The sequence below is a fragment of the Bdellovibrio sp. BIS2 genome (assembly GCF_055398295.1).
This window is the reverse complement of sequence record NZ_AP035879.1, coordinates 2,087,459-2,112,029: the sequence shown is the minus strand read 5'-3', so window position 1 is coordinate 2,112,029 and position 24,571 is coordinate 2,087,459. Positions and strand designations below refer to the sequence as shown.

Annotated in this window: 20 protein-coding genes; 8 read left to right on the top strand and 12 right to left on the bottom strand. The window is 50.2% G+C overall.

The window, feature by feature from the left end:
- Nucleotides 1-148: 148 nt before the first annotated feature.
- Nucleotides 149-1,690, bottom strand: a complete 1,542-nt coding sequence (locus ACZ520_RS10190) for an MFS transporter (protein WP_374030351.1) — start codon at nt 1,688-1,690, stop codon at nt 149-151.
- Between the two features lie 473 nt (nt 1,691-2,163).
- Here ACZ520_RS10190 and ACZ520_RS10185 point away from each other — a divergent pair, with 473 nt between their 5' ends.
- Nucleotides 2,164-3,780, top strand: coding sequence for a fumarate hydratase (locus tag ACZ520_RS10185; protein WP_088565116.1), 1,617 nt, complete (start codon nt 2,164-2,166; stop codon nt 3,778-3,780).
- A 31-nt stretch (nt 3,781-3,811) separates the two neighbouring features.
- Here ACZ520_RS10185 and ACZ520_RS10180 read toward each other — a convergent pair whose 3' ends face one another.
- The 4 genes from ACZ520_RS10180 to ACZ520_RS10165 form a co-directional block, all read right to left on the bottom strand.
- Nucleotides 3,812-4,849, bottom strand: coding sequence for an AI-2E family transporter (locus ACZ520_RS10180; RefSeq protein WP_416480557.1), 1,038 nt, complete (start codon nt 4,847-4,849; stop codon nt 3,812-3,814).
- 6 nt (nt 4,850-4,855) lie between these two features.
- Nucleotides 4,856-5,623, bottom strand: coding sequence for a nitroreductase family protein (locus ACZ520_RS10175; protein WP_464125308.1), 768 nt, complete (start codon nt 5,621-5,623; stop codon nt 4,856-4,858).
- The gene (locus ACZ520_RS10170) at nt 5,624-5,953 is read right to left on the bottom strand and encodes a hypothetical protein (protein ID WP_374030346.1); all 330 of its coding nucleotides are present in this window, start codon (nt 5,951-5,953) and stop codon (nt 5,624-5,626) included. It lies immediately after the preceding gene.
- A gap of 78 nt (nt 5,954-6,031) precedes the next feature.
- Nucleotides 6,032-6,697, bottom strand: coding sequence for a PilZ domain-containing protein (locus tag ACZ520_RS10165; protein WP_374030345.1), 666 nt, complete (start codon nt 6,695-6,697; stop codon nt 6,032-6,034).
- 593 nt (nt 6,698-7,290) lie between these two features.
- Between ACZ520_RS10165 and ACZ520_RS10160 the strand changes: the two genes are divergently transcribed.
- Together ACZ520_RS10160 and ACZ520_RS10155 are read left to right on the top strand one after the other, a co-directional pair.
- Nucleotides 7,291-10,071 (top strand): CHASE domain-containing protein, encoded by a 2,781-nt coding sequence (locus ACZ520_RS10160; RefSeq protein ID WP_157678760.1) that lies wholly within the window; start codon nt 7,291-7,293, stop codon nt 10,069-10,071.
- Nucleotide 10,072: 1 nt separating this feature from the next.
- Nucleotides 10,073-10,360: an Hpt domain-containing protein gene (locus ACZ520_RS10155; protein ID WP_088565123.1), complete on the top strand. Its 288-nt coding sequence runs from the start codon at nt 10,073-10,075 to the stop codon at nt 10,358-10,360.
- Here ACZ520_RS10155 and ACZ520_RS10150 read toward each other — a convergent pair.
- The 3 genes from ACZ520_RS10150 to ACZ520_RS10140 all read right to left on the bottom strand — a co-directional run bounded on the left by ACZ520_RS10150 (nt 10,355) and on the right by ACZ520_RS10140 (nt 11,473).
- On the bottom strand, nt 10,355-10,606 hold the full coding sequence (locus ACZ520_RS10150) for a GlsB/YeaQ/YmgE family stress response membrane protein (RefSeq protein ID WP_088565124.1): 252 nt from the start codon (nt 10,604-10,606) through the stop codon (nt 10,355-10,357). The genes ACZ520_RS10155 and ACZ520_RS10150 overlap by 6 nt on opposite strands.
- Nucleotides 10,607-10,722: 116 nt before the next feature.
- Nucleotides 10,723-10,980, bottom strand: a complete 258-nt coding sequence (locus tag ACZ520_RS10145) for a CsbD family protein (RefSeq protein ID WP_374030342.1) — start codon at nt 10,978-10,980, stop codon at nt 10,723-10,725.
- Entirely contained in the window at nt 10,973-11,473 is a 501-nt protein-coding gene (locus ACZ520_RS10140; protein WP_464125303.1) for a hypothetical protein, read from the bottom strand. Before ACZ520_RS10140 ends, ACZ520_RS10145 begins: the two co-directional genes overlap by 8 nt.
- 202 nt (nt 11,474-11,675) lie before the next feature.
- Between ACZ520_RS10140 and ACZ520_RS10135 the strand changes: the two genes are divergently transcribed.
- The 3 genes from ACZ520_RS10135 to ACZ520_RS10125 all read left to right on the top strand — a co-directional run bounded on the left by ACZ520_RS10135 (nt 11,676) and on the right by ACZ520_RS10125 (nt 15,600).
- Nucleotides 11,676-13,085 (top strand): sigma-54-dependent transcriptional regulator, encoded by a 1,410-nt coding sequence (locus ACZ520_RS10135; RefSeq protein WP_374030340.1) that lies wholly within the window; start codon nt 11,676-11,678, stop codon nt 13,083-13,085.
- A 124-nt stretch (nt 13,086-13,209) separates the two neighbouring features.
- Nucleotides 13,210-13,740, top strand: coding sequence for an OmpA family protein (locus ACZ520_RS10130; RefSeq protein WP_088565127.1), 531 nt, complete (start codon nt 13,210-13,212; stop codon nt 13,738-13,740).
- A gap of 60 nt (nt 13,741-13,800) precedes the next feature.
- A complete protein-coding gene (locus ACZ520_RS10125; RefSeq protein ID WP_464125301.1) occupies nt 13,801-15,600 on the top strand; it encodes an SLC13 family permease in 1,800 nt (599 codons plus the stop codon).
- On the opposite strand, the gene lon is transcribed toward ACZ520_RS10125, so the two are convergent.
- The 3 genes from lon to ACZ520_RS10110 all read right to left on the bottom strand — a co-directional run bounded on the left by lon (nt 15,575) and on the right by ACZ520_RS10110 (nt 19,764).
- Complete coding sequence (gene lon / locus ACZ520_RS10120) at nt 15,575-17,956, bottom strand: endopeptidase La (protein ID WP_464125299.1); 2,382 nt, start codon at nt 17,954-17,956, stop codon at nt 15,575-15,577. The genes ACZ520_RS10125 and lon overlap by 26 nt on opposite strands.
- 63 nt (nt 17,957-18,019) lie before the next feature.
- A complete protein-coding gene (locus ACZ520_RS10115) occupies nt 18,020-18,427 on the bottom strand; it encodes a response regulator (protein ID WP_464125297.1) in 408 nt (135 codons plus the stop codon).
- On the bottom strand, nt 18,424-19,764 hold the full coding sequence (locus ACZ520_RS10110) for an ATP-binding protein (protein ID WP_374030335.1): 1,341 nt from the start codon (nt 19,762-19,764) through the stop codon (nt 18,424-18,426). Before ACZ520_RS10110 ends, ACZ520_RS10115 begins: the two co-directional genes overlap by 4 nt.
- 233 nt (nt 19,765-19,997) lie before the next feature.
- Here ACZ520_RS10110 and ACZ520_RS10105 point away from each other — a divergent pair, with 233 nt between their 5' ends.
- Nucleotides 19,998-20,483 carry a hypothetical protein gene (locus ACZ520_RS10105; protein ID WP_157678761.1) on the top strand — a complete coding sequence of 162 codons (486 nt, stop codon included), beginning with the start codon at nt 19,998-20,000 and terminating at the stop codon, nt 20,481-20,483.
- Between the two features lie 131 nt (nt 20,484-20,614).
- Entirely contained in the window at nt 20,615-23,605 is a 2,991-nt protein-coding gene (locus tag ACZ520_RS10100; RefSeq protein ID WP_464125294.1) for a DUF3857 domain-containing protein, read from the top strand.
- Here the strand turns inward: ACZ520_RS10100 and ACZ520_RS10095 are convergent, their stop codons facing one another.
- The gene (locus ACZ520_RS10095; RefSeq protein WP_416480564.1) at nt 23,606-24,493 is read right to left on the bottom strand and encodes a 3'-5' exonuclease; all 888 of its coding nucleotides are present in this window, start codon (nt 24,491-24,493) and stop codon (nt 23,606-23,608) included.
- Nucleotides 24,494-24,571 lie beyond the last annotated feature (78 nt).

Genomic DNA, 24,571 nt, shown 5'->3' with positions numbered 1-24,571 from the left:
CCTCCCGGCCCCTATTGTGCCGTGAAGGGGAGGCGCAATAAAGAACTCGCCTTAGAGCATGTCGGGAATCAGTGTGGCAGGTGACAGGGTTTAAAAACGAAAAAAGCCTGCCGGGAAGGGCAGGCTTTTAAATTAAACCAGAAAGGTCTTATGTGGACGGAGCCGGATCAGAGCTGCCCACTGTTGTGGTGCCAAGCTTCTGAGCTTTTTCTTCGGCCTTTTCGATCTCTTCGATGTATTTCTTGGTCGCTTTCGGAAGTTCATTCCACATGCGCAAGGAAAGAAGAAGACCCATCACCGCAAACGGGATCAGGAACAATGGCCAGTAAGCCCAGCTCTTGTGGGAAAGATAACCGATTGCCAGGGACTGGATACCAGATCCCAGATACACGCAACCATCCACGATACCGGAAGCAGTAGCCGTCATTTTTTTACCGCCGAAGTCAGCCGCCGCAGTACCGGACATCAATGAGTGAACGCCGATAACTGTCAGGGTGATCATGATGGCTGCCAGACCCAGCACAGTTGGGTTGGAGAACAGGCTGAACGCCATGATGATCAAAAGGATGATCATGATGAAGTTGTTGATCGCTGCTGGAGGACCGCGACGGGACTGGAAGAAGCGGTCAGAGATAATCCCCGCCATGAAACCACCAAAGATACCAGTCATGCAAAGCAACAGACCCCAGTTTTTGATGAAGAACTGAGAGCCTTCAAAGAACACGGCATCTTTGTCTTTCATTTCGTGCGCAAATACCAGATACCACTGCATGATGCCGTTACGCAGAACGCCGGAGGTGAAGTCCACCAGGGCGATTGTGATCATCACAGGATTTGTGAAGATCTTTTTCAGCATGAAGCCAATAGTGATTTTAACGTTGGAATCATCATAGTCAGAAGAAGCATCCGCCGTGTCGAAGTCGCCGAAGTTCGCTTCTGCCGGGGAGTCTTTTAGCAAAACGAAGTCGATCAGGGCCCAGCACAGAAGCAGGAAGGCCGGGATCGCAAACACCAGCCACGTTGCGTTGGTTACGCCCGTATCGATGGCAAAGATGTGACGGATGAAGCTTTGGAAGGCTGTTGGTTCGTGGCCCAGTTGCAGTTTGGAAGCCTCAACGATCGCCTGACCCCAGTCGAAGGCAAAGTAAACCCCGAAAGAGATCAGAGTACCGAAGATCGCACCGAAGACGCCGCGCTCACGCACGTGGAACCAGTATGCTTTGACCTTGATGATAGAAACCGCACCGTAAGACTGGAAGAACATGTTCAGCGCAAACAATACAGAGTACGCCACCACGATGTTGGTTTTCAAAGTGCCCATCAGATACAGATAGGTTGCACCCGCCATCAGCATATTCATGATGGAAGAGCCCAGAGCCGCGATGATGATACCTTTTTTACCGCCGATCTTATCAACGATCGGACCATTCAGAAGGAAAGAGAACCCGTAGGTGATTGTACCGGCGGCGAAGATGATACCAAATTGTTCTTTGGTCATCAGGTCGCCCAGAGCGTTCTTGGAAACGTTCAGGTTGTAACGTGCCATGTACAGGAAGGCATAGGTCATACCCAGAGGGAACCAGTTTACGAAACGACGAATCATGAACTTGCGTGAATGTCCCAGCGGGTTGTTCTTGAAGTACAAGAAGATAACCGCGAACAGACAGGCGCTGACGAGTAGTAAAGCCATGGAACCTCCGGTAAAATTTCGAGGAAGCTAAAGGAAAATGAGCCACTTTGCAATCTAAAGAGCCTTCAATTCCTCCGAAGTTATTTCAAGATTGTGTCAGGGCGCCGGGAAACTGGTTCCAGAGTGGGATTTTATTTTCCCCTCTCTGTGATACGCTGCAAAAACTTCACGATGAAATCTCTCAAATCTGTTTAATTGGACCCCTGAATTACCCATAAGCAAAACTTATGGAAGCGCTAAAAATTATGACTTTGTGCTTATAGGTCCAGGGCGATATGTTGTGTTTCAGAAGGAGACGTTACAAACGAAACCTTCTAACCTCGGTAGGTTCCTGACCACTCTCCAGCGAAGAGAGACCCGGTCCCAAGAAAACCGCCGCAATCGCGGCTCACAAAGTCCCACCCAAATAGCCCACCTAAAAAAAGCCTACCGGGGCTTGCGCGCGAACACGACGCAATGCTACTTTCAATCCCATGTCATTTAAATATTTCCCCCTCTACGAAAAACAAAAAGATACTACCCAATATAAAAAGATCTCTTCTGATCACGTGCGTGTGGAAAAGATCGGCGAGCGCGAGGTTCTGATCGTGGAACCGGAAGCTCTGGAATTGCTCGCTCAAGAGGCCTTGAGCGATGTGTCGCATCTCTTGCGTCCCAAACATCTGGAAAAGCTCGAAAAAATTCTGCAGGACCCTGAGGCATCCCCAAATGATCGCTTCGTGGCGGTGGATTTGTTGCGTAATGCGGTGATCGCGGCACAGATGGAGTTCCCGTCCTGTCAGGATACCGGAACAGCGATTGTTGTCGGAAAAAAAGGCGAGCGCGTGTTTACCGGTGCTGATGACAAGGAGTTCCTGTCCAAGGGTATTTACAACACCTATCAAAAAAGAAACCTGCGCTTCTCTCAAATGGCACCGATTTCTTTCTTTGAGGAAAAAAACACCGGCAGCAATCTGCCGGCACAGATCGACATTTATTCCGAGCAGGGTGATGAATACAACTTCCTGTTCCTGGCAAAAGGTGGTGGCAGTGCGAACAAATCCTATTTGTATCAAAAAACCAAGGCGGTTCTGAATCCTGAGGGTTTTGAAAAGTTCGTGCGCGAAACGCTGAACTCTTTGGGCACAGCCGCATGTCCTCCTTATCATCTGGCGTTCTGCGTGGGCGGAACTTCTGCCGAAGAAACGCTGAAGATCGTTAAATACGCCTCTGCGGGTTATCTGGATGGTCTGCCAACCACGGGCAGCGAAGGCGGCCGTGCCTACCGTGATCTGGAAATGGAAAAACAAGTTGAGCAGTGGGCTCGCGAAACCGGAATCGGCGCTCAGTTCGGTGGCAAATACTTCGTGCACGACGTGCGCGTGATCCGTCTGCCTCGCCATGGTGCAAGCTGCCCGATTGGTGTGGGGGTCAGTTGTTCTGCGGATCGCAACATCAAAGGCAAGATCACCCGTGACGGCATCTTCCTTGAGCAGTTGGAGCTTCACCCGGAACAATACCTGCCCAATCACCTGCAGGACGCGGGCGCTGAAGCAATTGAAATTGATCTGAACAAGCCAATGGCGGAAACGTTGAAGGTTCTGTCGCAGCAGAAAGTGGCAACCCGCGTGATGCTAAACGGTCCGATGATCGTGGCGCGTGATATTGCCCATGCGAAACTGAAAGAAAAAGTCGATCGCGGTGAAGGCGTGCCTCAGTATTTCAAGGACTATGCGGTTTATTACGCAGGTCCGGCGAAAACACCAAAAGGCTATGCTTCGGGCTCCTTCGGTCCGACCACCAGTGAGCGCATGGATCCTTATGTTGGCACGTTCCAGGCTTTGGGTGGTTCCATGATCATGCTGGGTAAAGGAAACCGCAGCCCGCAGGTCACGGAAGCGTGCAAGCAGTACGGGGGCTTCTATCTGGGATCCATCGGTGGTCCGGCGGCCCGTCTGGGCAAAGAGTGCATCACGAAAGTGGAAGTGCTTGATTTCCCGGAGCTGGGCATGGAGTCCGTGTGGAAGATCGAAGTCAAAGACTTCCCGGCCTTTATCATCGTTGATGACAAAGGAAACGATTTCTTCAAGTCCGTTATCAGAAAGTTGTAAAAGTAAAAAGCCTCCCAGCGGGAGGCTTTTTTTATGTCTCTTTCAGCAGGATCGGCGAAATGCCGACAAAGAGATTCATGATCACCGGTCCAATCAGCAAGCCCGGCAGCCCCATCATGATGATGGCTCCCACCACGCACGTAAACCCAATCACCGGAGAGATGTCCTGATCACCGCCCACGATGAAGGGCTTCAGAATATTATCGATACTGCCGGCGATGGTTGCCACGATGAAAAGCCCCACCGCCGCGCCGGTGCGGTCCCCGATAAAGGCCAGCACGCAAAGCAAATATCCCACCGGCGCGGCGCCGATCACAGGAATGAAGGACACAAAGAAGGTCACAGTCAGAACCAGCCAGAAATCACCCTCACCAAAAATCAGACTGCCGGCACCAATAAGGCTTGCCTGAATCAGACCAATCACCAGAGTTGAAAACAAAGTGACCCAGCAGCTTTTTTTGGTGATCACAATCAGCTTTTCGGTTGTTTCAGCTTTCAACGGGCTGTAGCGCAAAGTGAAGGCTTTGATGCCCGGCGCTTTGATCAGCATGACCGTCATGGCAATCAGGAACACAAAGATCATAAGCAGAATCGCCGGAAGTTGGCCCAGGAACTGGGTGGAATATTCCAGGGCGCCGCTGCCGATTTTGTGCAGAACATTTTCCATGACCTCGCGGGCAGGGCCTGCCAGATCCGTTCCGGTGAAATCAGAAAGCTTCTGCAGCAGATTCAAGGCATAGTTTTTCAGATTGTGGGCCTGGGACAGAATCTTGTCGGTTTCAATGTCCTTGGGCTGGCTGGCATAGACGACAATGCGGTAGATGGCCAAAGACAGCGGGATCAGGAACAGGCCCATTCCCAAAAGCATAAAGATCAGTGACCAGGATTTACGCCCCAGACGCCCTTTGGCGCTGAGTTTTTCTATCCAGTCATTCAGTCCCAATGCAAAGACGCCCGCCAGGGTCAATGGCATCAGAAATGGAATATTGATGAAAAGAAATGCCGCCAGAAGAAGTATCAATAAAATCCAGTGCACAGCTTGAGGTTTGTCTTTAAAAGAATTCAGCATAACGTCCTACACTTTCTTGATAAATAAATCCTGGCTGCCGCGAATACGTTCAGCATAGATGCCTTTTTCTGATCTTTTTCCCGCACTGATGATCATGGTGACGGCGGCTCCGGACGGCAGGTCCAGCAGCTTTTTCACGCGAACTTCGTCAAAGCCCTCCATCGGGCAACTGTCGTATCCGGCAGCGCGGAAAGCCAGCATCAGGTTTTCACAGGCCAGGGCCGTGGTCTTCGTGGCCCACAGTAAATTGCCGCTGCGACCAAAGGGGCCGCGCGGGATCACTCTGAACATTCCCAGAAAAAACACGGCAAGACTTTTAAATGGCGCCAGAATATTCAGCGGACCGTTGCCGTACACGAAAGGCACCAGCTTGTTGTAATAGGCATGAACACTTTTCGGAGTATCCTGACGATTGGAAAAATAGATCTGGTTGATCTTCTGACCTCGCTGCCACTGATCAGGACGGGCAACGCAGGCAATCAGCGTCGGGGCAGTGCGTGCGGCAGGCTGATTCAGGCAGAACTCTTTCAGACGCTGAAGTTTATCGGGGCTTTTTACCCAGTAAAACTCCCACGGCTGCAGATTGGATGAATTGGGTGCCAGCAGACCCAGACGCAGGCATTCTTCAACAACAGAATCCGGAATCGGTTCATTGGCATAGTGGCGGACAGAACGGCGGCTTTCGACGACTTTCGTGAATTCACCAAAGTCACAATCGACCGCCGGCTCTGAATACATCACGTCAGGGGCTTTGCTGAAAATATTGTCGGACATTTAGTTTTGAACCTCGCACTGCATGCGCGCATCACTGCGACAATTGACCCAGGTGCCATCATGTCGGGGTGGCAGATAATTCGGACTGCAGAAGGTGTTGGTGAAAGTGGTGTAAGTCAGTGAGCGCCCGCGATGAGTCATCTCGCAAGTCCAGCGGGCGTCGCGTTCGGCTTCATCTTCAGAACGCTGTTTGATGTTGTTAAAACAGAAACTGCCGCTGTTGGCATTGCAGTAAGAGTACTCGGATCCGCGACCGGTAACCTGGATGGTTTTGGCAAAAACAGACTGTGACATAAGAATTGCAAATACAGCAATGATCAATGTTTTCATAAAGGCCTCCGCCTCTCAATCAACGCACAGTTTAGAGGGGGAGGCAACAGGCACTGTTATCAAGGCATAGCGTCAGTGTCAGGCTTGGGTAAGAAACTGAACGCCCAGCTCCTGAGCCTGCTCAGTCTCGTTCCAGCGCGACCAGCGGACTTGTCCTTCGACGCTGACATATTCACCTTCTTTGTTCTGGTAGGTGAGGTTGACAAAGTCTTTCTTCGTATAGAATGGAGCCTTAATCTTAAGGCAAGAGCCGTTAAGTGAAATGTTCTCAAAGGCACCTCCCATGATGGGTTGAAAACCGCGGTTTTCCATTCCCGACGGCAGCATGGAAGGGCTGACCATGGCCCGGCTTTCCTGCATTTCCCGCTTGTCCTGGCGAAGCTCCAGCGGGCGGCCACTCAGGTATGCCTGAATGTCTTTCAGCAGGTTGGCTTCTTCCGTTTTCCATAGCACCACGAAATCATTGCGGGACTTCAGGCGGATTTTCATCGAACTTGAAAGTTCATTGACCACGAAGAAAGTCTTCACATTGCGTGTGGTTTTTTGCAGATAGCTGTAAAGATCAAAGTGCCGGATCTCCAGAAAAGGCAAAAAGACGATGATGATTTTTTCGACGTCGTTATTTTGCAAAAGCGGGCGCAATGAATAGGGATTGTCGATCAGTGTGCAATCGAAATTTTTTTCATTTTTCAGTTGTGCAGGAATGCGGTTTGTTCCGGTGATAAAGATTTGTGTGTTCATCATTCTTAGGTTCCCCCTTGTTCAGATTCCCTAAAGCAAGCATGAAGCCAACTCCAACCAGCGCAAAAGGGCTCTTCAGAAAAAGTGCGTGAACAGGTGTCTAGAATTTACTGACAGTGTTAAGTTCCTTCCTCTCAAAATGAGACTCCGACGGGAGGAGGGGTGAGAGGGCCTCTTGCTCAGGCCCCCTCACTGGAGGGAAGGGTATTTGAATGGATACAGCGTAAATGCCGCCTCCTATATAATAGGAGTGAAGATCGCCAGGCTGATCTTTCTCACCATAGAGACCACCCTGGGAGAAGTGCATGGGCTCTGTGGTATGAAAGCGCAAGTGAAGCTGTTGATCAGGGCTATTTGCCGTTACATCGTTCATGCTAACTCAGTAATGCAAGCGATGGGCCCCGTGTGAAAACGCATATATTTCATCTGGCAGAATTTGGATGATTTTTCGGGGCAAAATGACCCAGGCGGCTGGAGAAAGACCCCCATGCATTTCTACAATAATATTAGTCTCTTTTTCTTGCGGTGAGAGCTTTCTTCACCTAAGAATGAATTAAGACTGAATAAATCATAAATCCTGGGAGAGAAGGGTTTTTGTGAAAAGACTAAAGCGGTTGTTCGTTCTGTCACATGAATGGAATGTCTTTCTTGTTCTGTTGATTATCATCTCTGTCAGCGTCCTGAGCTGGTGGATGGTCAAAGTGCATCTTGAAAAAGAATGGAATGCACGTCTGGATTCAGAAATAGGAAGTGTTCAGGCGGTTATCAACCGCGAGTTCTTCGGCTATGGCCAGTCGTTGATGGACACGCGCGCGTTCTTCCAGTTGGCGGGCATTCCCACAGCCAAGGAGTATCAGGACTATGTGGACTCCTCCCAGGTGCTTCGACGTTTCCCGGGACTTCAGGGGATCGGGTTTGCGCAGAAAGTTGAAAAAGACGGTGTCGCGAATCTTGAGCGTGCCATGCGGGATCAGGGATTTGTTGATTTTAAATTCTGGCCTGAAGGGGAGCGCCCTCTTTATACCTCCATCACTCTGATTCAGCCCCAGGACTGGCGTAATAAAAAAGCCATGGGCTTTGATATGTATTCCGATCTGACCCGCCAGTCGGCCATGGATAAGGCTCTGTTGGGGAATTTGATGGCTGTATCTGATCCTGTGGTGCTGGTGCAGGATGATCAGGAGGAATTTCAAAAGGGCTTCCTGATTTATTTGCCCGTGACCAAGACCATCGATGTGTCCGGCGAGGTGGAGCCCAAAAATATGCTGCTGGGTTTCGTGTATTCCGTAGTGCGTATCAATCGTTTCTTTAACGGGGCGTTTGGCGTGCCGCAGTTCTACGATGAAAAGGTCAACTATAAGATCACCATCTATGATCAGAAGATGGGTCGCACCATTCCCATCTATGAACGCTTTCCCTCGAAATCGGAAGCCAAGGTCCTGTCTGACATTTCAGTCAGCCGGGAAATCAAGGTCTTTGATAAAACCTGGACAATCCATTTTGAGCCCTTGCCGCATTTCTTTAACTGGTATGAGCGCTATGTGCCGATTCTTTTTGCATTCGTGACGCTGGTGATGTTGTCGGTGATCTTCCTGGCTCTGTGGTCAACGCAGCAGTTCCTGAAGTTCAGTGAGCGTCACAAGGCCTCGTTGTCCCAGCTTTCCAAAAACAAGTCCGAGGATATTGCCATGTTCAGAAAGCTGAACACCGTCAAGGCCGACCTTTCCTCGGCGATCGAGGGAAGCTCGTTGTTTGAAAAGTTCTGCAAGCACATGGAGTCTGTTTTTGGCATTGAAGACTGTGTCGTCTTTGTTCGCGAGCAAAAAGGTCCTTACGAAAAGCGTTTTCAGAAAAAGCTGAATGTATTCCCTGATGTTTTGGACATCCCAAACGAATTTGACGAGCATTTGGGCGAGGAGGTTCTGGCAACTCAGGGGCACGCGGAGGCGGCACAGAAAGCCCTGGCGCTCGTGGCGCCGGAAGTGCGAAAAGTCCTGGATCAGTCATCTTATTACATGAGTCGAACAGTCATGCACGAATCCGGCAAAGAGACTTCGGTGCTGATGATCCTGAAGGGCCCGAAAAATCTGCTGGACTCCGAGATGAAATCCTATGCTGTACAGCGGGTGGTCGGACAGTTCACGATGTCCTATGATAAGGCCATTTTGCTTCGTCGCGCAGAGGATGCAAACTTTATGAAGAGCTCCTTCCTGGCTAATATGAGTCACGAGATCCGCACTCCGCTGGGGGTGATTGTCGGCTATTCCGAAATTCTGGCTGATGATGAGCTTGAATCCGAGGATAAGGAGCAGATTGTTAAAAGCATCAAGCGCAACGGCAAAGAGCTGGCGCGGCTGATCGATGATATTCTGGATATTTCAAAAGTGGAGGCCGGCAAGCTGCACTTTGAAATGGCTCAGGTGAATCTGGAAAACCTGATTCAGGAAATCAAATCCATCATGGAAGTGCGCGCTTCTGATAAGAAAATCCAGTTCAGCACGGCGAAGCTCAGTAATGTGCCGTCGCTGGTTGTGACTGATGATGTGCGCCTGAAGCAGATTTTGGTCAATGTGGTCGGTAATGCCATCAAGTTCACCGAAAAAGGCGGTGTGAAGCTGCTGTATAAAACCTATAGCAATGATAACGGCGAGCAGTTCCTGGAATTTCAGGTTCAGGACAGCGGTGTTGGTATCAGTGAAAAGGGCCGGGAGATGCTGTTTAAGCCGTTCTCTCAGGCGGATGTTTCCACGACTCGCAAGTATGGCGGGACCGGGTTGGGGCTGGCCCTTTCCAAGCGTCTGGCAGAGCTTTTGGGCGGGGATTTGTTCCTGCAGGAATCCTCTGTCGGCAAGGGCTCGACCTTCTGTCTGCGCATTCCTTTGAAGGATCTGGAAAAGAAATCTTTCAACGTCCGACCGGAAAAGAATGTGGTGAAAGTGGAAAGCGCGCTGGATGACGGTCCAAAGCGTGAAATCGACTGGGGGGCGCTGGATCTGAAGAATCTGCTGGCCGGATCGCGCATTCTGCTGGTTGAGGATTCAGAGGACAATCAGGAGATCTTTGAACACTTCCTGCGCAGTGCCGGCGCGGACGTGATGATTGCTGACGACGGTGAAAAAGCCGTGGATCAGGCTTTCCGCTACAATCCGGATCTGATCCTCATGGACATTCAGATTCCTAAATTTGACGGCCGCGAGGCGACCAAGCGCATTCGCCAGAAGGGCTTCACCCGCAGTGTGATCGCCCTGACGGCCCATGCCCTTCATGAAGAGCTGCAAAGCTGCCTTGAAGCCGGTTGCAACGGTCAGATCACCAAGCCTGTGTCCGGTGAACTGCTGGTGCAGGAAGTTTATTTCTATCTGAATCACAAGGTGTAAGATGACGGCGATGAGTGTACCGGTGGAATCAAAAGTGAAGTATCTGCGCCGTCGCGCTGCCGAGCTTGAGTCCCTGCTGGCGATGGGGGAAGGTGTCGAGTTGTTTGAGCTTGGAAAGAAAGTGGGTCATCAGGTCAAGGGCAATGCCGCCACGTTCGAGTTTGCTGAATTGGCGGAGTCGGGAAAAAAGCTGGAGTCGGCGGCTCTTTCAGAAAATGCCAAAGCTGTGCTGGAAGCGGCCCGGGAGCTGATGCAGCAGGTGACCGCTCTTTTGCAGCAGTATTCATGAGTGACTGGTTTTCCCCACCAGCAGTCGATAAACAAATAAAATCAGCATGGCGCCCAGGACCGACGCAATAAAGCCCGCAGGTTCATAGGGCGCATAATATCCTGCACCCGTGCCAATAAAGTGGGCCACAAAAGATCCGGCAATTCCCAGGGCGCAAGTGATGATCCAGCCTCCGGGGTCCCGTCCGGGCATTAGTAGTTTGGCCAGGGCTCCGACCAGCAGTCCCAGTATGATGGCGACAATCATGATGTGCTCCTTTCAGTGTGAAGTGTTGATGGAAGGCCACCCCTTCGGAGAATGCTTGAAGGGGTGGCTGCTTATCCGTCATCCGTCGTGGTCAGATGACGAACAAATTTTAAATACTATTGTGGGGGACGGCGCGAAGGAGGAGTCGGCTTGTCCAGACTTTCTCTTGCGCTGTTCGCGTACTTTTCAAAAACGCTGGAGACTTTTTCTGAAGCCTCTTCTTTTGCCATGCCGTACTTCTGCTGCAGAATGCCTGCGATGGCTGTGGCATCGCCCTTGGTTTTTTCCCACTCGTCATCGGTGATATTGCCCCAGGCTTTGTGCAGGTCGCCTTTGATCTCTTTCCATTTTCCCTGAATGATATCCTTATTCATGGTGTTCTCCTTTGTTGAGGGTTGTTGGGTTGTATGTGATCAGCACCAAGGCTTTGGAGGCTTTGGCGGTGTTTAATTCTGAATCCACTGGGTGAAGGTTTGCGTTACGCTCATCAATCACCGTCATCTGCTGAAGATCTTTTTTCAGCAAAGCTTTAACTGCCGCGGCTCGTTCATCAGCAAGTTTAGAATCTCCCTGGGGGACATTCTGCCCTGACGAGGGATAGTCCCGATCGGCCCAGGCAAGAATCCGGATCTCGTGAATGTGGCCATGGCGTTCGGCCAGTTCGGTAAGCTGATGAATCTTGTTCTGCTCTTCTTTGCTAAGTTCCTTGGTGCCGGGTTGAAAATTCACAACGGTATAGTGAGTGGTGCCGGGTAAAGCATCCGCTGATGGCAGTGACGGTTGGGTATTCGTGGGGCTTGTCGAGCAGCCAATACTCAGGAAGAGGGAGCTGGTGATGGTGATTATAAGGCCCGCAGAGCGTAACATAATGTCTCCTTGTGGTGTATTTTCATGGGGCCAGAAGCCCGTTGCTATAATGTGGTTGCAACTGGGGTGCCTTGCTTTAAAAATGCTCAGAACAAAATAAATAGATATAGAAGTCTTATTTTTGGCCAAAGGTGGCAAAAAGCCACAAAAATGTTGCGGATATATGCCCCATGGGTTTAATTCTGTAAAAGAAGGGGGCTTAATGGACTCTCAAAAGAAAATTCTGCTAATTGAAGATGATTTGGATTTAGCCGAGCTGGCGACAGCCTATTTCCGCCAAAAAGGCATTCAGGTTCTGCATATGGAAGATCCGCTGGAGGCTTTGAAATCCATCACTTCCAAAAAACTTGTGCCCGATGCCATCATCACAGATTTGAACCTGCCAATGATGTCGGGCTTGGATTTTATCAAAGCCGCACGCAATGAAGGGGTGGCGCTTCCGATTATTCTGATCACTGTTTCCAATGATGTTGAAACTGCGGTGGAAGCCATCAATGCCGGCGCTTATGATTTTGTGGTGAAGCCTCTGCATTTCCCCCAGTTATTAATTTCGGCGCAGCGGGCTTTTAAGTTTAATTTATTAAATGAAGAAAACGAAAACCTGCGTCAGACGCTTGATTTCAGCAAAGGTGTGAATCCAGAGGGCATCATCGGAAAGAGTGATGCGATTCGCAAGGTGGTCGACCTGGCCCGCCGGGTGGCCAAAAGCGCTTCCACCGTTTCCATCACTGGTGAAAGCGGGACCGGTAAAGAGGTCTTTGCCAAAGCCATTCACAACTGGAGTCCGCGCGCTAAAAAACCTTTTGTCGCAATCAACTGCTCTGCCATTCCGGAAAATCTTCTGGAGTCAGAATTGTTCGGTCACGCCAAGGGTTCTTTCACCGGCGCCGTGGAAAAGAAAGTCGGTCTTTTTGAGGAAGCTGACGGCGGCACGCTGTTCCTGGATGAAATCGGGGATTTGAATTTGTCTCTGCAGGCAAAGCTTTTGCGGGTGTTGCAGGAGCGTGAAATCAAACGGGTGGGTGAAAATCAATCCCGTCCGGTGGATGTGCGTGTGATCGTGGCCACTCACAAAGATCTGCGTCAGGAAGTGGCGGAGAAGCGCTTCCGCGAGGATTTGTATTTCCGTCTGAATGTGATTCCGGTGAAACTTCCCCCGTTGCGCGATCGTCGTGAGGACATTCTTCCTCTGGCAGAGCACTTTCTTAAAAAGTACAACGCCATCAATGGCACCCAGGTTCAGGGCTTTAAAAAGTCGGCGAAGGAATTTTTGCTGACACAAAGCTGGCGGGGAAATGTGCGTGAACTTGAAAATGCCATTGAAAGAGCCGTGGTTCTTTCATCAGGGACCGAGATTGACGTGGCCGCGTTCACTTTGTTTGATGAACCGGCATTGCAGGATGCATTCCTTGGCGGTGAAGACAAAAAGAATGCATTCGTATTCCATTTCGGTGACGAGGTAGAACCATTGCATGAACTGGAAAAGAAGTACGTCCAGTTTGTCTATGAACGAAAAAACCGCGCAAAAGAGCTGACCGCGAAAGCTTTGGGCATTGATCGCAAAACCCTGTATCGCAAGTTGCAGGAGATTGATCCTCAGACGTCCATCTAGGGAGAAAATCCCAGGTAAATCGGGGTGATTTGCCTCGTCTTGGGGCTTAGGGCGATTTAATGCGTTTTAAGCCCTGGTGGTTCCCTTGCATTACCTTCCTTGTGAGATAACAAGGAGGGTTTTCATGATTTCAATGATCCGTTTGGTGCTGGCTTTGGGTTTTGTCGGCGCTATCACATACGCTCAACCCGATGTGGAACTGGCCACTGCTCGCATGGTGGGGGCGTCCCAGGTGGCCCCTGTCTTTTTTGATCCGGGAAAAAACAGCCTTAGTAACGAAGAGAAAAAAGAACTGCGCACGTTCTTCACGTCATTGCGTGAATCCGAAAAGATTAAATCGGTGCGCGTTCTAAGCTGGGGGGATCGCGAGTATCCGGCGAAGGACGAAAAGGTGTCCAGCAAGCAAATATCCCTGGCGCAGGACCGCGCCGAAGCCATTAAAAAATTTCTGAAGCAGGATTTGAAAATCGACTCTGTGGATACGCACAATATGAGCGAGCGTCCCTCCAAATTGAGCGAGCTTTTCAAAACTGATGACTACGAAGTGAAATCTTCGGCTGAAGCCACGGGAGCTGCGCCTGCGCAGAATAAAACCGGCGTCTTTGAAGAAATGGCCCGATCCACCACCGCATTGGTGCTGGTGGTCCTGCAGTAAAGGAGAGAGCTTTCCCAGTTGAAATTTGGATTTCACTGGTGTGCAGCTCATAATCGCAAGATGGACTATAATCAGATCCTATTCTTAATAATCCTGGCATTGGCGTTGTATTTTTTTGTCAGCGAAAAGCTGGGTGTGGATATGACAGCGCTGTTGATCATTCTGTCTTTGGCCGTCACGGGTGTTCTGGATCCCAAAGAAGCCTTTGCCGGATTTTCCAGTGAACCCGCGCTGATTGTGGTGGCGGTATTTGTGCTGTCTGCGGGGCTCTCTGCGACGGGTCTGACTGATGCCATCGGAAATGCCGTGGGGCGGGTGGCTGGAAAAAATCAGTGGACTGCGAATATCGTGATTATGACGACGGTGGCGGCTCTTTCGGCTTTCACACATCATTTGATGGTGACCGCAATGATGCTTCCGATCGTCATGCGGCTTTGTCGTGAACAAAATCTTCCTTCTTCGCGATTGTTGATTCCCATGGCTACGGCAGCTTCGCTGGGGACCACTCTGACGTTGATTGGGGCGCCGGCCTTTCTGCTTGCCAACAGCGTTTTAAAGCGCTCTGGAGAACCTGCCCTGCGCCTGTTCTCTGTGACCCCGTTGGGAGCTGTGCTTGTCGGCGTCAGCTTTGTGCTGATCCTGCTTTTGTTGTGGGTTTTGCCGAAAACCTCGGGCCGTGATCAACAGGATGAAAAGTTCCGCATCGATGAGCTTTTCACTGAACTTGTTGTGACTCCGGGGTCGCGCTGGGCGGGAATGGAGTTGTCCCAGTTTCAGAAAGAAACGGCCAAACGTTTTGAAATCGTCGGCTTAAAAAGAAACGGCACCAGAATTTCCACTTTGGAAGCCCGGGTGCAGCTTGAGGTTCATGATGTTCTGCTGGTCAAAACCTCGCCGGATGAATTGTTGTCCGTGGATGAAAAAATGGGCCTGGCCTTAAGAACTGTAAGAAAATACGGCGAAGAAATCGCGGCTGCCGCTGAGGACGGGCACAGCAAGGCTGCGGAACCGATGATCGTGCAGGCGTTGATCGCGCCGCAGTCATCGTTGGTCGGTAAAAGCATCGGTGAAATTGATTTTGTCCGTACCATGGGGGTGATTGTCATCGGTCTGTGGCGGCGGGGAGGCTGGATGTACCACGAGCTTTCCCAGGTGCGACTGCGCGAAGGGGATCTGATCATTTTGTGGGGTCATGAACCTCAGCTCGATGAGCTGAACGCCAAGTACAGCCATCTGCTGATGTTGTTCCCGATGAATGTGCGACCCAAAAAACGGGTGAAAGCCAAAACCGCGGCTTTAATCATGGCGGCCTCCGTGCTGGTGGCGGCCACCGAAACTCTGCCGCCGCATATTGCGTTTATGATCGGGGCTGTGGCCATGGTGCTGAGTAAATGCATTTCTGTGCGTCAGGCCTATGATTCTATTGAAGTGAAAATATTTGTGATGATTGCCGGGGTGATTCCGTTGGGGATTGCCATGGAAAAAACGGGACTGGCGACCCTGTTTGCGGAAAATCTGGCTCGGGTGATCGCGCACTGGGAGCCCTGGGCCATCATGATGACCTTCTTCGTGGCGGCCGGGTTGTTAACTCAGATATTATCGGATGCGGCGACCACTGTTTTGATTGCCCCGATTGCGATTGCCTTTGCAAAAACCGCCGGTGTTTCTCCAACAGCGGCGGTGGTGTGTGTGACCGTCGGAGCCGTTGCGTCTTTCCTGACTCCGATTGGTCATCATGGGAATTTACTGATACTGGGGCCGGGGAACTACCGATTTGTTGATTTCCTGAAAATCGGTTTTCCTCTGACGGCCCTGATCGCGGTAGTGACTTCTTTTATGTCCCTGCATCTGTGGGGCTAAGCGGGGATGGCGGAGGAAGCTGCACCTGATCCCACTTCGGCACATCCAGGCCCAAAGTGATCTTCAGAACTTCATTCACATCCTCGACAAAGTGGAAGCGCAGGTCTTTGCGAATATCTTCCGGGATCTCTTTCAGATCCTTTTCGTTTCTTTTGCAAAGAAGAATTTCCTGCACTCCCGCCCGGTGAGCGGCAATAACCTTTTCCTTGATCCCGCCAACCGGCATCACACTGCCTCGCAAAGAGATCTCACCCGTCATGGCAATCTTCGGATCCACGGGCTTATTCAGCAGCATGGACGCCATGGAGGTCAGCATCGTGATTCCGGCGGAAGGCCCGTCTTTCGGGATGGCTCCGGCAGGGACGTGCACGTGGATGTCTTTCTTTGCAAAGTCCAGCAATGGATCCAAAAGTGGCAGACGTGACTTCAGCAGGGTCAGGGCGATCTTCGCGGACTCCTGCATGACTTCACCCAGTTGGCCGGTCAGCAGCAGATTCCCTTTGCCGGGCATCTGCGCAGATTCGATAAACAGAATGTCACCACCCACCGGCGTCCAGGCAAGGCCTGTCACCACGCCCGGAGGCAGCAGACTGCCAATCATGTCGGCCGAGAATCTTTCAGCCCCGAAGATTTCCTCAAGGTCTTTTTCCTCCACGCGCAGTGGAAGGCCTTCGGCTTTGATGATCTTAAGACTCATGTGTTTGCAGATGCTGGCGATTTTTCTTTGTAAATCGCGCACACCGGCTTCCCGGGTGTAATGGGTCAGAAGTTTCGTCAGGGCCAGATCGGTGATCTGCAACTGATTGTCTTCCAATCCGTGCTCTTTTAGTTGCTTCGGCCACAGATGGTTGCGCGCAATCTGGCGCTTCTCATCGATGGTGTAGCCACTCAGGTCAATCACTTCCATGCGGTCCAGCAGCGGTAAGGGAATGCCTTCCAATGAGTTTGCTGTGGCGATAAAGAACACCTTCGACAAATCAAAGGGTGTGTCCAGATAGTGATCCTGGAAGGTGTTGTTCTGTTCGGGGTCCAGCACTTCCAGCATCGCGCTGGCGGGGTCACCGCCAAAGCCACGGGTCAGCTTGTCGATCTCATCCAGGATAAAGACCGGATCGTTTTCGCCGGCTTTCTTGATTCCCGCAATGATTCGACCGGGCAGGGCGCCAATGTAGGTGCGGCGATGCCCGCGGATTTCCGCATCATCTCGCACGCCACCCAGGGCCACGCGCACATATTTTTTACCCAATGCACGCGCAATGCTTTTACCCAGGGATGTTTTCCCCACGCCCGGAGGCCCGATAAACATCAGGATGGAGCCCTGCTGCGACTTGCGAAGTTTCATCACGGCAAGATGCTGCAGGATTCTTTTTTTGATTTTATCCAGACCATAGTGATCCTCGTTCAGCACGCGCTCGGCGGCCTCAAGGTCGATGTCCTGCTGGGCGGATGACTGGTTCCACGGAAGACTTGTCATCAGCTCCAGATGGGTGCGGATCATTTGGTATTCGGGCGAGGCCGAGTTGGACGTTTCCAGCCGGCGCAACTGGTTCTTGGCAAGTTCCAGGGCTTCCGGTGGCATACCGGCTTTGTCGATCTTGTCTTTGAATTTGGTGAAAAGATCTTCGCCTTCGTTGTCGCCCAGCTCTTCGCGGATCACACGCATTTGTTCACGCAGAATGCTTTCTTTCTGATTCTGCTGGAAGCTTTCCTGCAATTTGTCGCGGATGCCGCGCTGAATTTTCAGGCGCTCTTTCAGCTCCTGCAGACGATCCAATAGCTTCAGGGCGCGGTCTTTCAGAACCGGGATTTCCAGGATTTCCTGTTTGTCAGATATATTGATGTCTGCGTATGCGGCACACATGTTTACGAGTGTTTGCAGATCTTCGATTTCAGCAATCATCTCACGGATCTGCCTTGTATTTCCCGGCAGAAGGTCCAAGAGGTCATCGCTGAGCTGGCGCAAAGAGGAAAGCAGGGCTTCTTCCGTCTTTTTATCAAGACGTCCGGTGTCCTCAAGGGCTTCAGTTTGCGCTTCGATGTGTCCTTCTGAATCACGGCTGTGAATCAGGCGAATGCGCTGGTGCGCTTTGACGAAAATATTGTAGCTTCCGTCTTCTTCCATGCGGAATGATTCGACTTTTGCCAGTGTTCCCACTTGATAAAGGTCTTCGATTTTATCCACGGATGCATTGGGATTTTTTTGCGTCAGCAAAATCACCCAGTGATTGTCGCGCAGGGCTTTTTGTAAAGCCGATATACTTTTTTCACGTCCGATTCGTAAAGGCATACTGATGTCAGGAAACAGTACGGAATTCTTCAGAGGAATGACTGGGACGTAACCAGAGACGTATGACACGTGTTACCTCGTTTCTCCCCATTATTGGGGGCTTTCTTAAAGATGAGCACGATCCGCCAGCCGTCAAGCCAGGGTCACCCCATAATCTTTTTCCATGCGGGATATGAGTTCTTTATAGTTTACAGGTTTCGTAAAATAGCCCTGCGCACCAAGATTCAGGGATTTTCGAATACTTAGTTCGTCGTCATAGGCACTCATCATATAGACATCAATATCGGGGAAGCGCTGCTTAACTTTTTTAAGCAATTCAAAACCCGAGACGTTGGGCATGTTGATGTCCGTGAATAAAACTTCGGAGCCCGGACTTCTTTGAGAGTTTTCCAGATATCTTAAGCAGGACTGGGCGTCTTCAAAGAAATGAAATTGAATATTGCCTTTTTCAATGGGCTTTCTGAACTTCAGTTCGCACAAGGCACCGACACTGCTTTCGTCGTCGACCACGACAACATTTAAAGGTGCTGCAACATTCATAGGCTGACCTCCGCTGTGCGGGGGGCACTGGGAAGTTCGATGGTGATCTGGGTGAATTCATTTTCTTTGCTAAGAATCTGGAATGATCCGCGGTTTTTTTCAACGTTCTGCTTGGCAATCCAAAGCCCCAGTCCGGTGCCTTCTCCGGGAGGCTTGGTCGTGTAAAATTCATCGCAGACATTAGGCAGGTGATTTTGAGGAATGCCGATACCATTGTCGCGAACAGTAAGACGACACAGGGTTTTGCCCGGAGTCAGTTCCACCTGCAGTTCCGGAACAAAGGAAGTGCGGTTTCGTTGGAATTTTTCATTCAGGGCGTACAGGGCGTTGTCGATGATATTGATAAACACACGCTCCATTGCAGGGGCATCCACCAGTCGCGCCTGCACACGGGGGGTGATATGGATCTTTTGCACCAGGGCTGTTTTCAGGTCGATATCCGAGATAGACCGCAGGAACATATCCAGCGCTCTTTCAACCAAGGCGGAAAAATCAATCCATTCCGGTTCCTGACTGGTATCCTGGCGGGCTTGTTTCAGCATGTTGGTGATGATTTCGCTGGCGCGCACGCTGTGTTGTTGGATCATTTCCGCCGCGCGCAGATGCGATTCCTTGTCCAGGTCGTCATCCAGGAGCAGCTCTGAGGCGTTAATGATGATGTTTAACGGATTTTTCAGTTCGTGGGCGATGCCGAAAGTGATGCGCCCGATGGTTGCGAGCTTTTCCTGGGAGATCAACTGCTTTTGTGTGGCTTGCAGCGAGGCAAAGGCTTTTTGCAGTTCACTGGTGCGTTCATCCACCAGTCTTTCCAGGCTTTCATTGATTCTTTTCAATGAATCCTCAGCCGCCAGTCGGCGGTATTCAGTGCCAATGCGGGCTGCGAAAAATTCCACGATGGCAGTGGGTAATTCAGTACTTGCAAAAGGTTTGTCATCCATAATGACCAGGAGGCCGATCAAACGCCCGTCGGTGTGCAGGAACGGTGCGCCCAGATAGGACTGAACATTCATATCCTTGAGCATCTGGTCTTTGGGGAATTCCTGCTGCACGTTCATCGAATAGCAGGCCACACGGGTTCCGCAAAGAACCTGAGTGCAGGGTGTGTCCTCAAGACTATAGACGACATTGTCGGTGAATCCTTGATTTGCCCACAGAAAATCGGTCTGGATGGACTTGCGTTCTGGTTCGATGGCGTGACCGACCATCACATACTTCACGTCCAGGGTGGTGGCCAGGCGATGCACGAGCTCGCGAATGTATTCTTTTCCAGAAAGCAACTGGTCGATATTGTAGATGTCCTTGATGACCTCCAAAGATTGCCGTGTGTTGCTTTCCATAGCTGGCCTCCAGCCAGTCCATTTTATCACTCCCATGAAAGAAAGATCGCTTTGGTCTGTGGGCCTGTTAAAAGTCATCCTGTTTTCCGGATTTCCGGACAGTTAATCCTGGATTTCAGATGCGCAAAAGAGCTTCGGCCGCGCCCTTTTGGCTTCTGATTGCATCTGGCAAGGCACATCCCTTGCTGATGGGGTTGAACATCGGAAATGAGTTTTTTCCAGAAAGGTCAGTTATGAAAAAGTTAGTATTTTTGGTTATTGGATTGTTGGTGGCGGCGGGTGGGGCCGGTGCCCAAACTGCAAAGCCCTCTTTGGCTGAGCGAGCGCAGAAGCTGTCAGCTCATTTAAAGGCCGTGCAAGGTCAGTTGATCTATGCAGACCATGAGGAGGTTCGTGACAGTCTGGACCGCTTGGAATTGGTGTTGAGCCGCTATCAGAATTCAGAGGTGCGATCTGCCTTGGCTTGTATTTCTGATGGCAATGCGGATCTGTTTGAGCGCTTTAAACCTACGAATTTGGACACGGGTACTGTCTTTGGTGGAGGGACGTCGAAGAAAAACTGTGAGACTTTGATTGAGCAGGCAACAGAAAACTTTATGTGTGTCTCTGACGGCAACGCAGACCTTTTTGAAAAATTCGTCCTGCACGACATAAAACGTGCGCGCAGTATCGGAGGAGGCACCACGCTAAAGAACTGCCTGGCCGCAATTCCCCGTTAGTTGTTGATAAGTTGCAATCCGAAACAGGACCTCCTCCTTGTAGGGGTCCTTTTTTTTGCCTCAGACTGAGACTGGCTGTGAAATAAACTTGATGTTGTTAAGTACTGCATTGGTCAGCCGATGCGAATTGTATGAGCAAAAAGTTGTTTATATTAGTAGTGGCAGTTTCCTTGGCAGTTCCGGTTTTGGCTGACTGGGCCCCTTTAGAGAGTGCTCCCTATGAAATCTCATCTTCCCATGATGAAATTTCGGTCTCTAAAAGCGGTGCCTCGCAAATGACTTCAGATGTGACCTTGAAGGTATTGAATGAGCAGGGGCGAAATATGCTCGTGCTTAAATCGATTCCCTTTATTCCTGATATGAACAAAGTGACGGTTCTCAAAGCGTCCAGCCTTACAGATGGGGTGGATACTCCTGTTAAGCTGACAACTATCAAAGAGAGAGCCGCAGCCGGGCCGAAAGAAGGGATTACTCATGGGAAAGAGAAAGTAATTCCATTCACTAATATCAAGATTGGTTCGCAGGTGAAATACAAATACCGCGATCAGCAGTTGCGCACCTTGGTTCCCGGACATTTCTCTATGCAGTTTGTATATGGTGCCTCCGTTCCGGAGGAGAATTCCTACACTATTATCAAGTCGGAGCTTCCACTTTACTATGCGGTCAGCGACCCATGGCAGTCGTTGCAAGTGCATCCTAAAAAAGAAGGAAGTCAGTACATTCTTGAGATACGCCAGACCAGGAAGTTGTTCAAGTTGCCTCTTGAATTAAATCCACTAATTAGGAAGCATCAGATAACCATGGTTGAAGTCAGTACCTTAAATTCTTGGAAAACCTACGTTACTCCGCTCGCTCATCGTTATGAAAAGGAATTAAAGAATGTGGCATTGCCGCCGGCTCTTTTGAAGATTTCCGAAAAGGCGGCAAAGGCGGCCTCTGTACGCGAGAAAGTGGATATAGTTACTTCAGAGTTGCAGTCAAGTATGACCTATTCTGGAGACTGGACGACTTTTGAAAAGATGTTTATCCCAAAACCTTTAAAGGAAATAGGTGCGTCTAAAACCGGCGACTGTAAAGACTTTTCGTTGGCGACTGTGGCAATTCTCAGAAAAATGAATATCGATGCTGAAGTGGCTATGACTTTCAGGAAGATGCCATCCAGTCAGTTGGGCGTCGTTGTTGTGGACCCATTGGATTTGAATTTACCAGCGCAGCGATTCAACCATGCAATCGTAAAAGTACGCGATGGTAGCAGTGTCCTCTGGGTTGATCCCACCAATATAGTAAGTAATGCCGGATATGCATTCAATGATATTGCCGGTTCCTACGCCCTGGAAGTGTCCAGTCGTGCCTCTGAACTGGAGCGAATCCCGTTTCCTTCCTCTTTGCAGAGTGTACTTGAGTTAAAGAAGGAATACCGAATTCGCGAGGACATGAGTGCCGAGACAATATCGAACTTTAGTTTAACAGGGGGCTATGCTAAGTACGTCGCGGAGACTGCGATTTCGAGCAGCGTTAAGGACGCGAGTAAAATGTTGATGATGTTTAATCGGACAGATGGTGCGAGTCCACATTATGAAGGTGTTGATTTTCAGTCTCGCATATCCTCACGAATTACGGGTGTGGAGAAAGCGATTGGCGATGTTGTTGTTCGGGAAAAGGAAGGGAAGAAGTACTTCCATGCGCCATTATCAGTCACCTTAAGAGGGTTGTTGATGCTGGCTGGCTCCAAAAGGGTGACAGATGTGAATATTGAGGCGCTCTCGACAGAAACAGCATCTTTAAGTGTTCCTGGATTTGATATTGTTGATTTTCCCGTTGGGTGCACAATTTATACTCCGTGGTTCAGTCTGCAGAGGACATTTATAAAAACCAAGACGGGATTTGAGGTCAGAGATTTCTCTCAGTTTAAAACCGTGGAAATCTCGGCTGCGGACGTGAACTCGGATAAGTTTAAAATGGCGGTGCATGATGTTTTTGAGTGCACGAATACCCAGCAAGTTGAAATAAAGAAGATCGACGCCGCTGACACGTGGGAATCTCGCACGAAGGAATACACGCCCGCAAAAGCGAAAAAGTTTGTTGATACCATGGGTCCGGGAATGGTGGAGGCGGCCAGACGCGGATTGCACATAGTCGATAATCTTCTTGCGGAGAATCCAAAAAACAAAGAGGCAATGCTTGAAAAGGTTCGGGCCTTGAGATGGGTCGGCTATAAAAGCAACGACGTAGATGGAAGTGAGTACCACAACTTGTCAAATGCGGTTTTATCGATGGTGGCTGCAGAGCACCCGGCTGATCCAGAGGTCTTGAGGCAAAAAACATGGAGTGCGTGGTACGCCAAGAACAATTCTGAGTTGGCAGCTAACTTTCAAAAATATCATGCGGTGGCGGCAAAAAATTTTGATTTCTATAATCTCGGAGGAAACGTTGCGGAAAGATTAGGGAAGAAAGACGCCGCGCTAGGGGCTTACTTAAAAGCGTTGGAGTTTGCAGAAGGCAATAGTCATAAGAGCAGTGCTATGGTGAATATTGCAGAAATCCTGATTGACAAAGGTGAGATCGACAAAGGCATTGCTTACTATAAAAATGGAGCACTTGCTGATCCTCAAAACACCTGGGTTCAAGGCAATCTGATGTCGATTCTTAGCGGAATGAGACGCTGGGATGATGCTATTGAGCTTGGTGAGTCCGTTATGAAATCCGGAGCCTATGGTGTCGCAAGAAGAGGTTTGGCGTATGCCTATCAAGGCAAGGCTGAAGAAATATATTTCAAAGGTCTTCATTTTGATGTGAGGACTGAAGACGGCAAGAAATATTTGGATGAGGTTGAGTCAGTTTTGATGAAGGCCCTTAAACATCACTCGGATTGTGGTTCTTGTTTGGTGGCGATGGGGGCGGTTTATCGAGTTAGAGCAATTGCGTACCTGGATCGCGATATGGCGATCAAATCCAAAGCATACTACGAGAAGGCAACCAAAATGGGTGAAGTAAAAGATTCGCAGGTAAAGCTCAGCTTGCTGGAAATTGAGTCTATTATTTCGGGTCAGCGCAAACCGGCAGAAAACAGTCCCAATGGGGGGCCTGCTTTCAGGCGCAGTCCTGCTGATTTGAAGCGCTAGCTAGCTTTTAAACCCGTCCACCAGCGCAATATCCCGGGTCATGCCACCGAAGGGGCCGCAATACACGGTCTCTTCAAGCCATTTGGTTTCATCCGGGACTTCGTCTTTGAAAATGATTTTGGACCAAAAACGATTGATGCTGTCCCAGTTGTAACCGCGACCCTTTAGATGGTCTTTTGATTCAAACGGCGCGGATGTCGCAATCACATGAGTCATCGGACGGCGGGCATTGTTGATCAATTCAAAAAGATAAGGTTTCTGGGTTTCTGCATCCGGCAGGCTTAGCAGATAAAGCAAAGCATCTACGTCGTTGATCGCACGGTGGGAATCCGTGAAGAAGCCGTGATAGATATTCAACAGCTCCAGTTTTGGACTGGTAAAGCCCTTGTCGGACCATTCCACTTGTTTGAAGGAACATGCCCACACGCGCTCGGCAGAGGTTTTGGATCTGCGATCGATGAAGGGACGGTCAAACTTCGCGTTGTGCGCGATAATCAATTGGCATTCATTTAAAAGCGCATCCACAGCAGTCCAGTCAATGTGCTTTCCGGCGACCATTTCGTCAGTGATCCCGGTCAAAGCCTGGATTTCTGCACTGATAGGCTTCCCCGGATCCTGGAAGCTGGAGTAAGACTTCGTAACGGCCAGGACTTCCCCGGTGTTTTTATTGAACAGGAACTGGCGAATGCCGATTTCGATGATGGTGTCCTCGGCCTGGTTCAGGCCAGTGGTCTCGACGTCCAAAATGGCGGCAACGCGAACGATATCGGCGTTATCCCGAACCCAGGTCGTGGTCGCATAAGGGGGCGTGTTTAATTTGCAGTCCTCAAGGTGTTTGAGGGTGACTGACTTACCGTCTGCTGATTTGCCGATCCAACGAAATGCCAAGGGACAACTCCTTAAAAATCGGCCCATTTTAGAGGGAGCCCCGTCCACTTGTCACGGAGGGCCTGAGGCGAAGCGATG